General features: G+C 64.6%; 11 protein-coding genes. 9 read left to right on the plus strand and 2 right to left on the minus strand.

The window, feature by feature from the left end; translation table 11 throughout:
- Positions 1-77 precede the first annotated feature (77 nt).
- The 9 genes from ftsZ to BA190_RS02660 all read left to right on the plus strand — a co-directional run bounded on the left by ftsZ (position 78) and on the right by BA190_RS02660 (position 10841).
- The gene (ftsZ, locus tag BA190_RS02620) at positions 78-1742 is read left to right on the plus strand and encodes a cell division protein FtsZ (RefSeq protein WP_068282118.1); all 1665 of its coding nucleotides are present in this window, start codon (positions 78-80) and stop codon (positions 1740-1742) included.
- A 326-nt stretch (positions 1743-2068) separates the two neighbouring features.
- Positions 2069-3028 carry a UDP-3-O-acyl-N-acetylglucosamine deacetylase gene (gene lpxC, locus BA190_RS02625; protein ID WP_068282121.1) on the plus strand — a complete coding sequence of 320 codons (960 nt, stop codon included), beginning with the start codon at positions 2069-2071 and terminating at the stop codon, positions 3026-3028.
- Between the two features lie 363 nt (positions 3029-3391).
- On the plus strand, positions 3392-4258 hold the full coding sequence (locus BA190_RS02630) for an outer membrane protein assembly factor BamD (RefSeq protein ID WP_068282123.1): 867 nt from the start codon (positions 3392-3394) through the stop codon (positions 4256-4258).
- A 115-nt stretch (positions 4259-4373) separates the two neighbouring features.
- On the plus strand, positions 4374-6071 hold the full coding sequence (gene recN, locus BA190_RS02635) for a DNA repair protein RecN (RefSeq protein WP_068282125.1): 1698 nt from the start codon (positions 4374-4376) through the stop codon (positions 6069-6071).
- A gap of 105 nt (positions 6072-6176) precedes the next feature.
- Positions 6177-8312, plus strand: coding sequence for an NAD-dependent DNA ligase LigA (gene ligA / locus BA190_RS02640; protein ID WP_068282130.1), 2136 nt, complete (start codon positions 6177-6179; stop codon positions 8310-8312).
- Positions 8296-8784 carry a DUF3828 domain-containing protein gene (locus BA190_RS02645; protein WP_162275041.1) on the plus strand — a complete coding sequence of 163 codons (489 nt, stop codon included), beginning with the start codon at positions 8296-8298 and terminating at the stop codon, positions 8782-8784. Before ligA ends, BA190_RS02645 begins: the two co-directional genes overlap by 17 nt.
- 68 nt (positions 8785-8852) lie before the next feature.
- Entirely contained in the window at positions 8853-9710 is an 858-nt protein-coding gene (locus BA190_RS02650) for an AraC family transcriptional regulator (protein WP_068282134.1), read from the plus strand.
- Between the two features lie 119 nt (positions 9711-9829).
- Positions 9830-10549 carry an AzlC family ABC transporter permease gene (locus BA190_RS02655; RefSeq protein ID WP_245314515.1) on the plus strand — a complete coding sequence of 240 codons (720 nt, stop codon included), beginning with the start codon at positions 9830-9832 and terminating at the stop codon, positions 10547-10549.
- Positions 10539-10841, plus strand: a complete 303-nt coding sequence (locus tag BA190_RS02660) for an AzlD family protein (protein WP_068282136.1) — start codon at positions 10539-10541, stop codon at positions 10839-10841. The genes BA190_RS02655 and BA190_RS02660 overlap by 11 nt, the downstream gene beginning before the upstream one ends.
- Before the next feature lie 72 nt (positions 10842-10913).
- On the opposite strand, the gene BA190_RS02665 is transcribed toward BA190_RS02660, so the two are convergent.
- Both BA190_RS02665 and BA190_RS02670 read right to left on the minus strand, forming a co-directional pair.
- Positions 10914-12725, minus strand: coding sequence for an aminopeptidase P family protein (locus BA190_RS02665; protein WP_068282138.1), 1812 nt, complete (start codon positions 12723-12725; stop codon positions 10914-10916).
- Positions 12726-12921: 196 nt separating this feature from the next.
- On the minus strand, positions 12922-13845 hold the full coding sequence (locus BA190_RS02670; RefSeq protein ID WP_068282140.1) for a 50S ribosomal protein L11 methyltransferase: 924 nt from the start codon (positions 13843-13845) through the stop codon (positions 12922-12924).
- Between the last annotated feature and the right edge of the window lie 29 nt (positions 13846-13874).

Raw genomic sequence — 13874 nt, forward strand, 5'->3', positions numbered from 1 at the left:
GGGCAGGAAGGGGTCGTAAGGCCTTGATGAAGGTCAATTAAGGGGCGCGGCGACGCGTCTTGCAAAAGAGGCGAACCATGACGATCAACCTCAAAATGCCGGATATCCGGGAGTTGAAGCCGCGTATCACCGTGTTCGGCGTTGGTGGGGCTGGCGGCAACGCCGTCAACAACATGATCGAGGCCGGACTGGAAGGCGTTGACTTCGTCGTCGCCAACACCGATGCGCAGGCTCTGACCCTTTCCAAGGCCGACCGCATCGTCCAGATGGGCATCCAGGTTACCGAGGGTCTCGGCGCCGGTTCGCAGCCCGAGGTCGGCCGCGCTGCCGCTGAGGAAGTGATCGACGAGATCCGCGATCATCTCAATGGCGTCCACATGGTCTTCGTCACCGCCGGCATGGGCGGCGGCACGGGTACCGGCGCTGCCCCGGTGATCGCCCGCGTCGCCCGCGAGGTCGGTATCCTCACCGTCGGTGTCGTCACCAAGCCCTTCCATTTCGAAGGCCTGCGCCGCATGCGCCTGGCCGAGTCCGGCATCGCCGAGCTCCAGAAGAGCGTCGATACCCTCATCGTCATTCCGAACCAGAACCTGTTCCGGGTCGCCAACGACAAGACCACCTTCGCCGACGCCTTCGCCATGGCCGACCAGGTGCTCTATTCGGGCGTCGCCTCGATCACCGACCTGATGGTCAAGCCCGGCCTGATCAACCTCGACTTTGCCGACGTCCGCGCCGTGATGCGCGAGATGGGCAAGGCGATGATGGGCACCGGCGAAGCCTCGGGCGAGCGCCGCGCGATCCTGGCCGCCGAAGCGGCGATCGCCAACCCGCTGCTCGACGACGTCTCGATGAAGGGCGCCCGCGGCCTGCTGATCTCGATCACCGGCGGCCCCGACATGATGCTCTACGAGCTCGACGAGGCGGCGACCCGTATTCGTGAAGAGGTCGATCCGGAAGCCAACATCATTCTGGGCGCGACCCAGGATCCGTCGCTGGAAGGCACGATGCGCGTGTCGGTGGTCGCCACCGGCATTGACTCGGCCATCCTGCCCCAGGCTTCGCCCTCCAAGGATGACATTCGCCTGGCGGAAATGACCCAGCGCGTGCGTGACCAGGCTGCTGCCCAGGCCGCTCAGGCTGCCCGCGTTGCCGCGCCGCGCAATGTCGCGCCGGTGGCTCAGGCTCCGGTGGCGATCGAGCCTGCCCCGATCCAGCAGGAAATCGCCCAGCCGGTGCCAGTAGCTCCCGTGGAGCCGGTGGCTGCCGCCAATGACGTGACGCTGCGCCCGCTGGCGCCCAAGCCGACCCTGTTCCGCGAGCCGGTTGTCGAAGAAGCACCCCGCGCTCCCGAGCATCATCCCGAGCCCGAGCATTTCGTGCCCCCGGCGCCGGAGCGGGCCGTCGTCCGTCCGCCGCGCATGCCGCGCATCGAGGATCTGCCCATGCCGGCGCAGGCCCAGATTGCCGCCCAGCGTGGTCCGGAAGCCCCCCAGGCCGGCGACAAGAAGCGCATGACGCTGCTCCAGCGCCTGGCTGCCGTCGGCCTCGGCCGACCCGAGACGGATGAAGTCGAACATGAGCCGGCCCCCGTCGCGCGCCAGCCCGAACCGCGCCAGGCTCCGCCGCGCCCGCCGGAAGCCCAGCGTCGTCCGCCGGCGCCACGTCCGGCCCCGCAGCAGTCGCGTTCGATCGAGGACGACCAGCTCGAGATTCCGGCCTTCCTGCGCCGCCATTCGAATTGAGGCCGATTTCGCCTTCGTGACGAAATCGTAACCATAGTGCGGATCAATGACGGCCCGGGTACATCGCCCGGGCCGTAGTTTTTTGAAATGATTAAGGATTTTAAAACTAGGGTCACAAGCCGGAACTTGGCGAGCTTGTGTTACAGACCGTAAGAAAGCGTGATTTGGCTAAAGCTTTGGTTTTTGCTTTACGTATTTTCGAAGAAAGGTCCGAGTCCATGCCCTCGTGGCAAGGAATGATAGGACCAGGTGGTCAAACAGAAAGCAGGCCGGTCTAGTTTCGGTTGGGTACCGCCACCCTGGCGGACGGCTTGTGGAATACGCACATGAAATCTGGTTTCCAGACGACTTTGAATGACCGTGTATCCCTCGAAGGGATTGGTGTCCATTCTGGCAAGCCTGTCTCCATCACTCTGCATCCGAGCGAGGCCGACAGCGGCATCGTTTTCCTGCGCACGCATCTGGAGAACGGACGTGAGCGGGAGATCCTCGCCCATTATCACAACGTCGTCGATACGCGCCTGTGCACGGTTGTTGGTGATGTCACGCGGGCTTCGGTTGCCACCATCGAGCATCTGATGGCGGCGCTGCGGGGCCTGGGCATCGACAATGTCACAGTTGAAGTCGACAGCGCCGAAATCCCGGTGATGGACGGTTCGTCCGCGCCCTTCATCGAGGCGATTGATCAGGTCGGCATCGCCACGCTGCGGGCGCGCCGCCGGCAGATCAAGGTGCTCAAGCCGGTCCGCGTCGAGATGGGCCGCGCCTGGGCCGAACTGACGCCCTGGGACAAGTCCGGCAATGCGGGCTTCCGCCTCGATGTCGAGATCGATTTCGAGACGCCCCTGATCGGCCGCCAGCGCCGTGCGCTTGACCTGACACCCGACAACTTCCGTCGTGAACTGTCGCGGGCCCGTACCTTCGGCTTCGTCAAGGATGTCGAACAGTTGTGGGAGAGGGGCCTTGCGCTCGGCTCGTCCCTGGAGAATTCGGTTGCCCTGAGCGAGGACCGCATCCTCAATCCGGAAGGCCTTCGCTATGCCGATGAATTCGTGCGTCACAAGATGCTCGATGCGGTGGGCGATCTGGCTCTCGCCGGCGCTCCGCTGATCGGCCAGTTCCGCTCCTATTGCGGCGGACATCGCGTCAATTACATGATGCTTCAGGCCCTGTTCGCGGACGACAGCGCCTGGACCATGGTTGATGCACCGGTACGTCGCGAGAGCGGCCATGCCGAGCTCTCCAGCGGCCTGGCTGCAGCGGCCTTCGCGCCTGATACCAATTGAGTGTGAAGGCTTTTGCCTCGCTTGACAGCGCCGCCGCAAAGCATTGTACAATTTTGCAGAGGCGGTGGCGCTTGGCCGGACAATCGGCTACAAGGGCCCCTGCATTGCTGCCGGCATAACGGCCTATCCGTCTGGACGGGCCGGTGCTGGTCGTGAATGTCGAACCACGAAGTCTTAACGTTGTGGTGCGAAGCTGATGGATGGTGTCATCCGCCGGAAACGCGCGACAATGCCGGTACGGGAGTGTTTTGCGATTTGGTGGAATCACCAGGAATCGCAAAGACGCGTCCAAACAAAGAGTGAGAGCAAAAGGGCGTTTGCGCCTAAACGCGCTTTGCTCGAGTCGAAGTAGAGGTCTGAGTGATGCCGCTGCGTTCCCTCTCGTCTTCCCGCACCGTCGCGACGCGGCTCGCGGTTCGTGCCGTCGCCATTGCGCTGATGGCGACGCCGCTGGCCGCCTGCGGTTTTTGGGATGACGATCCGGGCTACAAGACCCAGGCGACCGACCCGCCTGATCTTCTCTACAACCAGGGCCTCGTCGCCATGAAGGGCGGCGACTATTCCAAGGCCTCCAAGCGTTTCGAATCGCTCGACAAGCAATATCCGCAGACGGAATGGCAGAAGAAAGCCATTCTGATGATGGCTTATTCGAATTACACGTCCGGCAATTACGACGATGCCATCACCTCGTCGCGCCGTTACGTGACCCTGTGGCCGAACGACAAGGACGCGGCCTACATGACTTATATCTGGGCCAACTCCCAGTATAAGCAGATCCCCGACATCACACGCGACCAGGACCGGGCCAGCCAGGCACTTGCCGGCTTCCAGAAGGTCGTTACCGACTATCCCAAGTCGGAATATGTCAGCGATTCCAAGTTCAAGATCCAGGTCGTGCGCGACCAGCTCGCCGGCAAGGAAATGGAGATCGGCCGCTTCTACCAGAAGCAGCAGAACTATTCCGCTGCGGTCAACCGTTACAAGACCGTGGTCAAGGACTATGCCCAGACCCGGCAGATCGAAGAAGCGCTGAGCCGCCTGACGGAATGCTACATGGCGCTCGGCCTATCTGCCGAGGCGCAGACTGCCGCCGCCATTCTGGGCCACAACTATCCCAACAGCCAGTGGTACAAGGATGCCTATACGCTGGTGAAATCGCATGGCCTGGAGCCGCGCGAAGACACCGACTCGTGGCTGAGCCGGACATTCCGCAACGCGATCACGCTCTGAAACGTGGCGTAGACAATCGAGTTTCGAAAGGGCCGGTCGCAAGATCGGCCCTTTCCTTGTGCGCAGCCTGATGTTTTGTCATGCGACGCAGGCGCAAGCCCGGTATAGAACTGTCATGCTCGTTCAACTGGCCATCCGCGATATCGTCCTGATCGACCGGCTCGACCTCGAATTCGTCGCGGGGCTGTCCGTGTTGACCGGCGAGACCGGTGCCGGCAAGTCGATCCTGCTCGACGCCTTTGCCTTGGCGCTTGGTGGACGTGGCGACGGTTCCCTGGTGCGTCATGGCACGGGCCAGGGCCAGGTCAGCGCGGTCTTCGACGTTTCGGCCGATCATGCGGCCCGTGCGGTGCTGAAGGCGAACGACATTTCCGATGACGGCGACCTGATCCTGCGGCGCGTGCAGATGGCGGACGGCCGGACCCGAGCCTTCATCAACGATCAGCCCGTCAGCGTGCAGGTGCTGCGCGCCACGGGAGCAGCTCTGGTCGAGATCCACGGCCAGCATGACGATCGGGCCTTGACCGATCCCGCCTCCCACCGCGCGCTCCTCGATGCCTTCGGGGGGCTGGAGGATCTGGCGGCCGATGTTGCCGGCAAGCATGCGGCCTGGCGCAAGGCCACGCAGTCGCTGGCACAGCATCGAGCCAGGCTGGAAAAGGCCCGGGCGGAGGGCGACTGGCTGCGCCATTCCGTCGATGAACTCGGCAAGCTCGATGTCCAAGCCGGCGAGGAAGAAGCCCTGGCCGAGCGGCGCACCCATATGATGCAGGCCGAGAAGATCGCCGTCGATCTCAAGGAAGCCTATGAGGGGGTCGGCGGCAACGGCTCTCCCACACCGTCGCTGGCGGCCATCATCCGGCGCCTCGAGCGGCGGGGTGCCCAGGCGCCACGCCTGGTCGAGCCGGCGATTGCCTCGCTGGACCAGGCGCTCAACGCCCTGGAAGAAGCCCGCATCGCGCTGCAGACAGCATTGGACGAGGCCGATTTCGACCCGGCCGAACTGGAGCGCCTGGAAGAGCGTCTGTTCGCCCTGCGCGCGGCCAGCCGCAAATATGATGTCTCCGTCGAGGACCTGCCGGCACTGGCCGAGCGTTATGCGGCGGATCTTGCCGCCCTAGACGAGGGGGAAGGGCAGCTGCAGACCCTGGAGCAGGCCGATCGCGCCGCCCGTCTCGCCTATGAGGCCGAGGCGGCGGTGCTCTCCGACAAACGCAGAGCCACCGCCGGCCAGCTCGATGCTGCCGTCAACGGCGAATTGCCGCCGCTGAAGCTCGACAGGGCGAAGTTCACCACTTCGGTGGAGAGCGACAAGACCCTGGCCTCTCCCGATGGGTTCGACAGGGTCGAGTTCTGGGTCCAGACCAATCCCGGCACCCGGCCTGGGCCGATGATGAAGGTGGCGTCGGGCGGCGAGCTTTCGCGTTTCATGCTGGCCCTCAAGGTCGCGTTGGCCGATCGCGGTTCGGCGCCGACGCTGGTGTTCGACGAGATCGATTCCGGCGTGGGCGGTGCCGTTGCCGATGCCATCGGCCAGCGCCTGGCGCGACTGGCGGGAAAGGTCCAGGTCATCAACGTCACCCATGCGCCGCAGGTCGCGGCGCGTGCTTCCACCCATTTCCTCATCGCCAAGCAGGCGGAAGGCAAGGACAGGGTCGCCACCCGCGTCTCGCCCCTCGACACCGACAAACGGCGCGAGGAAATCGCCCGTATGCTCGCCGGCGCCCATGTGACCGACGAAGCGAGGGCGGCGGCGGACAGGCTGCTGGGGGGCGGGGCTTCAGACCCGGCATCTGACTTCATTGCTGAGTAATAGTGGCGGGTCTGAAGACCCGCCCCCCAACCCGTGCCGTCCCCTCTGCCCCGATTGGAATGGTTGTGTTAAGCCACAGCAAAGCAATGCATCGGTTGGCCTGTCATGAACACTCCCAAGCCCGTTTCCGACCTCTCGATCGAGGAGGCCCGCGTTGACTACGAGGAACTTGCGGCGCGGTTGATCGACGCCGACAAGGCCTATTACCAGGAGGACGCGCCGGTCCTCAGCGATGCGGACTATGACGTCCTGCGGCGGCGCTATACGGCAATCGAAGAGCGTTTTCCCGAGCTCAAATCGGCCGAGAGTCTCTCGGACAAGGTCGGCGCGGCGCCGTCCGAGAAATTCGCCAAGGTACGCCACCGCGTGCCGATGCTGTCCCTGTCCAACAGCTTCTCGGATGAGGATGTCGAGGAATTCGTGGCTCGCATCCGCCGTTTCCTCGGCCTTGGCGATAGCGATGACGTGGTGATCACGGCCGAACCCAAGATCGATGGCCTGTCCTGCTCGCTGCGCTACGAGAAGGGCAGGCTGGTGGTGGCGGCCACGCGGGGCGATGGTGCCGAGGGTGAGGATGTCACCGCTAATGTCCGCACCATCGGCGACATTCCCAATGTGCTCAAGGGTGACGTCCCCGAGATTTTCGAGGTGCGTGGCGAGGTCTATATGAGTCACGCCGATTTCAACGCCATGAATGAAAGGCAGGCCGCGGCGGGCAAGCCGCTGTTCGCCAATCCACGCAATGCCGCGGCAGGCTCGCTGCGCCAGCTCGACGCCGCCATCACCGCCAGTCGCCCCCTGCGCTTTTTCGCCTATGCCTGGGGCGAGGCGAGCGCGCTGCCAGCCACCACGCAATTCGAGGTGGTGCGGGCTTTCGCCGAGTGGGGCTTTGCAGTCAATCCGCTGATGGTGCGCTGCCATGGCGCGGCCGACCTGCTCGCCCATTACCGCCAGATCGAGGCCCAGCGCGCCACGCTGGGCTACGACATCGACGGCGTGGTCTACAAGGTCGACCGGCTCGATCTGCAGCAGCGCCTCGGTTTCGTCTCGCGCTCGCCGCGCTGGGCGACGGCCCACAAGTTCCCTGCCGAGAAGGCGACCACGCTGCTGCAGGGCATCGAGATCCAGGTGGGACGCACCGGAGCCCTCACGCCGGTTGCCAAGCTGCAGCCGGTTACGGTGGGCGGTGTCGTCGTCTCCAACGCCACTTTGCACAATGAGGACGAGATCGCCCGCAAGGACGTGCGTATCGGCGATACGGTGATCGTGCAGCGGGCGGGCGACGTCATCCCGCAGATCCTCGGGGCGGTGCTGGAAAAGCGGCCGGCGGACGCCGTTCCCTATGTCTTCCCCGAAACCTGTCCCTGTTCCCTGAAGACGCCCGTCGTCCGCGAGGAAACCGTGACGGGCGGGGAGGGGGCGGTGCGCCGCTGTTCGGGGGAATTCGCCTGTCCCTTCCAGAAGATCGAGCATCTCAGGCATTTCGTCTCCCGCCGCGCCTTCGACATCGAGGGGCTGGGCGAAAAGCAGATCGCCTTCTTCTTCGAGAACGAGGACCTGCCGATCCGCGAGCCCGGCGACATCTTCACCCTGGCTGCCCGCGATGGGCAGAACTTCAAGAAATTGAAAGACCGTGAAGGTTTTGGCGCGACCTCCACCAAGAACCTGTTTGCCGCCATCGATGCCCGCCGCGAGATCGCGCTGGAACGCTTCCTCTATGCCCTCGGCATTCGTCATGTCGGCGAGACCACCGCCCGCCAACTCGCCCGTGCCTATGGCTCCTGGCCGGCTTTCGAGCAGGCGGCGCTGCGCATCGCTGCCAAGGATGAGGAGGCTGGAGCGGATATGGATGCGATCGACCAGATCGGCGAAACCGTGGTCGAGGCCATCGGCGCCTATTTCGTGGAAGAGCACAACCTTGCCATCCTCGAGCGCCTGACGGCGGAGATCCGCATTCTCGATGCGGAACAGCCTCGTTCCGAGAGCCCCGTCGCCGGCAAGACGGTGGTGTTCACCGGGGCGCTGGAGCGCATGAGCCGCGACGAGGCAAAGGCCATGGCCGACCGGCTGGGCGCCAAGGTCTCGGGCTCCGTTTCCAAGAAGACCGATCTCGTGGTCGCCGGTCCCGGCGCCGGTTCGAAACTGGCGGATGCGCAAAAGCACGGCGTCAAGGTCATCAATGAGGATGAATGGTTCGAGCTCGTGAATGGAGCAGGGAACACGAATGACCAGGATGCGTGAACTGTGCCTCGGCCTTCTGCTGGCATCGGGGCTGGCGATGCCGGCCCTTGCCGCCGAAACTTCGCCCGATGCGACGGTAAAACAGATCTATTCGGGCAAGACGCCCGAAACGAAAGGCATCGACATCATCGGTGATGCCAAGCTGCGCGCCAGATATCTCAGCAAGGACCTGGCTGCCGCGGTGAAGAAGGATATCGACGAATCCGCCAAGTCCGGCGAGGTGGGAGCGCTCGATTTCGATCCGGTGAGCGATTCACAGGATCCGATGATCAAGGATTTGAAGATCGAGCCGGCGTCGGTGCAGGGTGACCGGGCCCAGATAGGCGTGAGTTTCAATCGCGGCGATCCCAAGCGCGACGAGCTTGTCTACGACCTGGTGCAAGAAAACGGCCAGTGGCGCGTTTCCAACATCTCGAAGAAGGGCAATGCCGAGGAGGCTTGGTCCTTGCGCCAGATGCTGTCCTTGAAATAGAGGCTGGCGCTGCAGCGGATGCAACTTTCATCCAAGCAATTTGCCGACAAAGGCACTATCTTAACGGCATGCCGTCGCAGTCCACTGCCTTCACCACGCTCGAGGATGCCGCCGAACGAGGCGATGCCGTCCGGTTCTGGCGCGAGCAGCGCTATGACGGACTGGAGTGCCTGAGCGCGATCTTTCGCCGGCATCGCTATGTGCCCCATACCCACGAGACCTATGCGATCGCTGCCGTGCTCGACGGTTGCGAGGCCTTCTCGCATCGCGGCAGCCGGCACTACGCTTCGCCGGGAAGTTTCGCGATGGTCTGCCCGGACGAACTGCATGATGGCGAGCCTGCGGGCGAGGGATTCGTCTACCGCGTGCTCTATCCCACCGTCGATCTGATGCGTTCCGTCGCCGAGGACACTTTCGGCCGACCGGTTGCCGGGACGCCCTGGTTCGACCGTTCGGTGATCGACGATCCTGCCCTGGCCGCCGATCTGGTGACGCTGCAGATCGCGCTCAGCGACCCCGCCGTGACCTTGCTTGAACGCGATGCCAGGCTCAGCCGCTTCTTTTCGGCGCTGCTCGGGCGTTGGGGCTGTTATGGCGAGCCGATCAGGCTCGGCGACGAGAGCGGGCCACTCACCAAGGCGCGGGCCTATCTGGACCAGCATTTCGAGCGCGATGTCGGGCTCGACGAGCTCGCTGCGGTGGCAGGGCTCAATCGCAGCCATCTGGTGCGTTCCTTCCGCAAGGCCATGGGCACCACGCCGCATGCCTATCTCACCGACCGGCGCTATCGCGCGGCGAGGCGCCTGCTGGCGGCGGGTGAGGGACCGGCGGAGGTGGCGGCAGCCTGCGGCTTCTACGACCAGAGCCACCTCAACCGGGTGTTCAAGGCGCGCATGGGCGTGACGCCGGGAGCGTTTCGCGGGTGATGGAGTGTCGCCCCCTGGCCGACAAATGTCAGCCAGAGGCTGACACTCCTGATGCAACTTTTATCCAAGACCGGCGGTTGCACGGCGCCTATTGAGACGGCTCCATCAGGAGCTCTCCCTTGTCTGCCCGTTCCGAAATCCGTTCCGCGTTGATCGACATCGCCCCGCCTGCCTTGGCGGCGGTGCCGATCGGTTTCCTGTTCGGCGCCATCGCCGTCTCCAAAGGCCTGTCGCCTTTCGAGACGGCCCTGATGTCGATCATCGTGTTCGCCGGCAGCGCGCAATTTGCCGCCCTCGAGCAATGGGTGCAGCCGGTGCCGATCCTGACCCTGGCTTTCGGCACCCTGCTGATCAATTGCCGCCATATCCTGATGGGAGCCTCGCTCACCCCCAAGACGCGGCTCTTCTCGCCTGCCCAGCGTTTTCTCGGCTTCTTCATGATGGCCGACGAGAACTGGGCGATGTCGGAGCGCCGGGCCGGCCAGACCGAGCTGACGCCGACCTATTATTTCGCCATGTCGGTGTTCTTCTATCTCAATTGGGTGCTGTGGAGCACGGCGGGCAGCTTCGTTGGCCAGCTCCTCGGCGATCCCGCACGCTACGGCGCCGATTTCGCTTTCACCGCTCTGTTCATCGGCCTGATCGCAGGGTTCTGGGAAGGCCGCAGCTCGGCGGCTGCGATCATCACCAGCGCCGTCGTGGCGGCCCTGGTCTATCTCAAGATCGGGGCGCCCTGGCACGTGCCCGCCGGGGCGCTGGCCGGCATTCTGGCCGCTTTCCTCACCGGCCATCCCGGCCGCAGTAAGCTCGATGCCAAGGAGGCCGTCGATGTCGTTTGATCCCCACACGGTGGCGGCGATCCTGACCATGGCGCTGGTGACCTATGCCACCCGCGTGGCCGGCATCTTCCTGGACGGCCGCCTTGCCCTGAGCGGCCGGACCAAGGCCGCTTTCGACGCCATTCCGGCGGCCGTTCTGGTTTCGGTGATCGCACCGGTCGCGCTCGCCACCGGGCCGGCCGAAACCATCGCCGCCGCCATCACCGTGGTTTCCGCCACGCGCATGCCGCTGCTGGTGACCATCGTGGTTGGCGTGGTGAGCGTGGTGCTGCTGAGGATGATGATGGGTTGAGAGGAGGGGTTTCGGACCCGCCTCTTTTTCAACGATTATGCGTCGCAAGCCCGGCCCGAAGGCAAGCCTCCGCTATCCGACCGGCTGCGTCACTTGCTCCAGCCACACCCGCTCCGTTTCGTCCAGCAGCGGGCCGAGCGTCTCGCGCACCTTTGCGTGATAGGCGTTGAGCCAGTCGATCTCGCGGGTGGTGAGCAGCGACAACTCGATCGGCCTCACATCGATGGGCGCCAGCGTCAGCGTCTCGAAGCCGTACATCTCGCGCTCGGCGCCCTCGATCGTGATGGGCTCGACCAGGATGAGGTTCTCGATACGGATGCCGAAGGCGCCGGTTCGGTAATAGCCCGGCTCGTTGGAGAGAAGCATGCCGGCTTCCAGCGGCGTGGTGCCGAGCTTGGAGATGCGCTGCGGGCCCTCATGCACGGAGAGATAGGAGCCGACGCCATGGCCAGTGCCGTGGTCGAAATCGGTGCCGATCTCCCATAGTGCGGCGCGGGCGAAACTGTCGAGCTGGGCACCGGAAACACCCTTGGGAAAGCGCGCCAGGGCGATGGCGATATGGCCCTTGAGCACGCGGGTATAGCGGTCCTTCATCTCGGGAGAGACCTCGCCCACCGCGATGGTGCGGGTGATGTCGGTGGTGCCGTCGACATATTGCGCGCCGGAGTCGATCAGGAAGAAGCCGGGCGTCACCGGCCGGTTGCTGGCGTGGCTGACACGGTAATGCGGCAGGGCGGCGTTCGGCCCGGCCGAGGAAATCGAGGGGAAGGAGAGATCCTTGAGCACGCCCGTGCCCTGGCGGAAGCGTTCCAGGGCCTGCGCCACGGAGATCTCAGTTTCCTGGCCGCCGGGGACGGCGCGTTCGAACCAGGCGAGAAAGTTCACGAAGGCGACGCCGTCGCGGATATGGGCGGCGCGGGAGCCGGCTCGCTCTGCCTCGTTCTTGACGGCACGCAGGAGGGCGACGGGGTCGCCCCCCTTCTGCACCTTGCCGCCGGCCTTCTCGACCAGGGTGGCGAAATGCTCGACCACCATGGCGGGATCGAGCCGTACCGTCTTGCCTTTCACGCTTCCAGCCAGCACTGCCTCGATCTGGCGTGGTTCGGCAATGGCCATGTGCTGGGCAAGGTCGTCGCGGACGGCATTGGAGAACTTGCGGCCATCGGCGAACAGCGTCGGCTGGCCCTCGGCCGGCACCAGTGCATAGGAGAGCGGCAGGGGCGTGTGGGAGACGTCGCCGCCGCGGATGTTGAACAGCCAGGCGGAGGCATGGGCGTCATTGGTGAAGACGGCGTCGATCTTCTGCTCACGCAGCTTGGCCTGCAGCCGTTCGACCTTGGAGGACACGCTCTCGCCGGCCAATGCCACATCGTGCAGGACGATCTGGGCAAGGGGGGGCGCCGGCCTGTCGGTCCAGACGGCGTCGATCGGATTTTCCTTGACGGCAACAAGACTTGCACCGGCCTTCTCGCAAGCGGCGCGAAGGCGCTCGACCTCGTTCATCGACTGAAGACGCGGATCGTAGCCGAGCTTCATGCCGGGCTTGAGCACGGCACCGAGCCATTTCTCCGGCGGCTCCTCGATGAGATGGCGCGGCGTGTAGGTCGAGGTATCCACCTGTTCGCGCACCTGCACGGTATAGCGGCCGTCGACGAAGATGGAGGCCTGGTCCTTCAGGACGACGGCGATACCGGCTGAGCCGGCAAAGCCGGTGAGCCAGGAAAGGCGTTCCTCCGAGGGTGGGCAATATTCGTTCTGGTGTTCGTCCGAGCGGGGGACCACGAAGCCGTCGAGTCCCAGTTCGGCGAGCTTGCCGCGCAATGCCGCCGCGCGGGCCGGGCCGAGGCTGGGCTGGGAAATTTCGTCGAAGGACTGAAAAGCCATTTGATCACCCTTGAAGTATAAGTCCCTTCTCCCCCTGCGGGAGAAGGTGGCGGCAGCCGGATGAGGGGTGTTGGCGCCAAGCTGGCAGGGGCGTGTTGCTCCCCTCATTCCCCTGCCGGGACCCCTAGTCAACTCAAGAGAGTTGACGACACCCGCAAGGGGAGAAGGGGTTCTAGTCGTCTAGAGTCGTGCGTCCTCAAAGCTTCTTGGGCTTGCCGCCGCCATAGGACAGCACCAGCGTCGTCCACTCGTCGATCTTGATCTGGCGGATGAGATGGAGGCCCTGGGCGCGATAGGCAGCCAGCGCCGCATTGGCATGGGAATGGAGCAGGCCGGAAAGGATCACCGTGGCGCCGGGCGCCAGCAGGCGGCTCATCGGCGCCGCCAGGCGCACCAGCGGGCCCATCAGGATATTGGCGAAGACCAGATCGAACGGCTTGTTGGTCTGCATGGCGCGAGCGGTGGTGCCGCGGGCCACGAAGCTCTCGACATAGGCCCCGGCCTTGTTGAAGCGGATATTGTTGCGCGCGGTGGCGATGGCGATCGGATCGATGTCGGAGGCCAGCACGCGCAGGCGCAGCGCGCGCGCGGCCGCTATGGCGAGCACGCCGGTGCCGGTACCGATGTCGAGCGGCCGGTAGGGGCGCTTGCGTTTGAGAAGGTCGTCCAAGGCGAGGAGACAGCCCCGCGTGGTGCCGTGATGGCCGGTGCCGAAGGCGAGAGCCGCCTCGATCTCGATGCCGATGGTGTTTCCAGGCACGTGCTGGCGGTCATGGCTGCCATGGACGGTGAAGCGACCCGCCCGCACGGGCGCCAGGCCTTCGAGGGAAGCCGCCACCCAGTCCTTGTCGCCGAAGCTGTCGAAGGCCACCTCCATGTCGGGGCCGGCCGCCAACGCGATCAGGTCCCGGACGGAGGCTTCGTCCGGTTCGGTGCGGAAATAGACCTCGACCAGCCAGGGGGGCTTGGCCGTGCCGTCTTCCCTTTCGAAGGCAGCGATCGCCGTTTCCGTGGGATCGAAGCTTTCGCCGAGCAGGTCAGCGATGCGACGCGCGCGCATCTCGTCGGTGACGATACGTGCGACATGGGTGGGATTGTTGGGATGAAGACCTTCGAGCATGTCGCTTGGCTATCGCGCCAGCCGCCGAA

It is taken from the genome of Labrys sp. WJW, assembly GCF_001676615.1.
Classification (GTDB): domain Bacteria; phylum Pseudomonadota; class Alphaproteobacteria; order Rhizobiales; family Labraceae; genus Labrys; species Labrys sedimenti.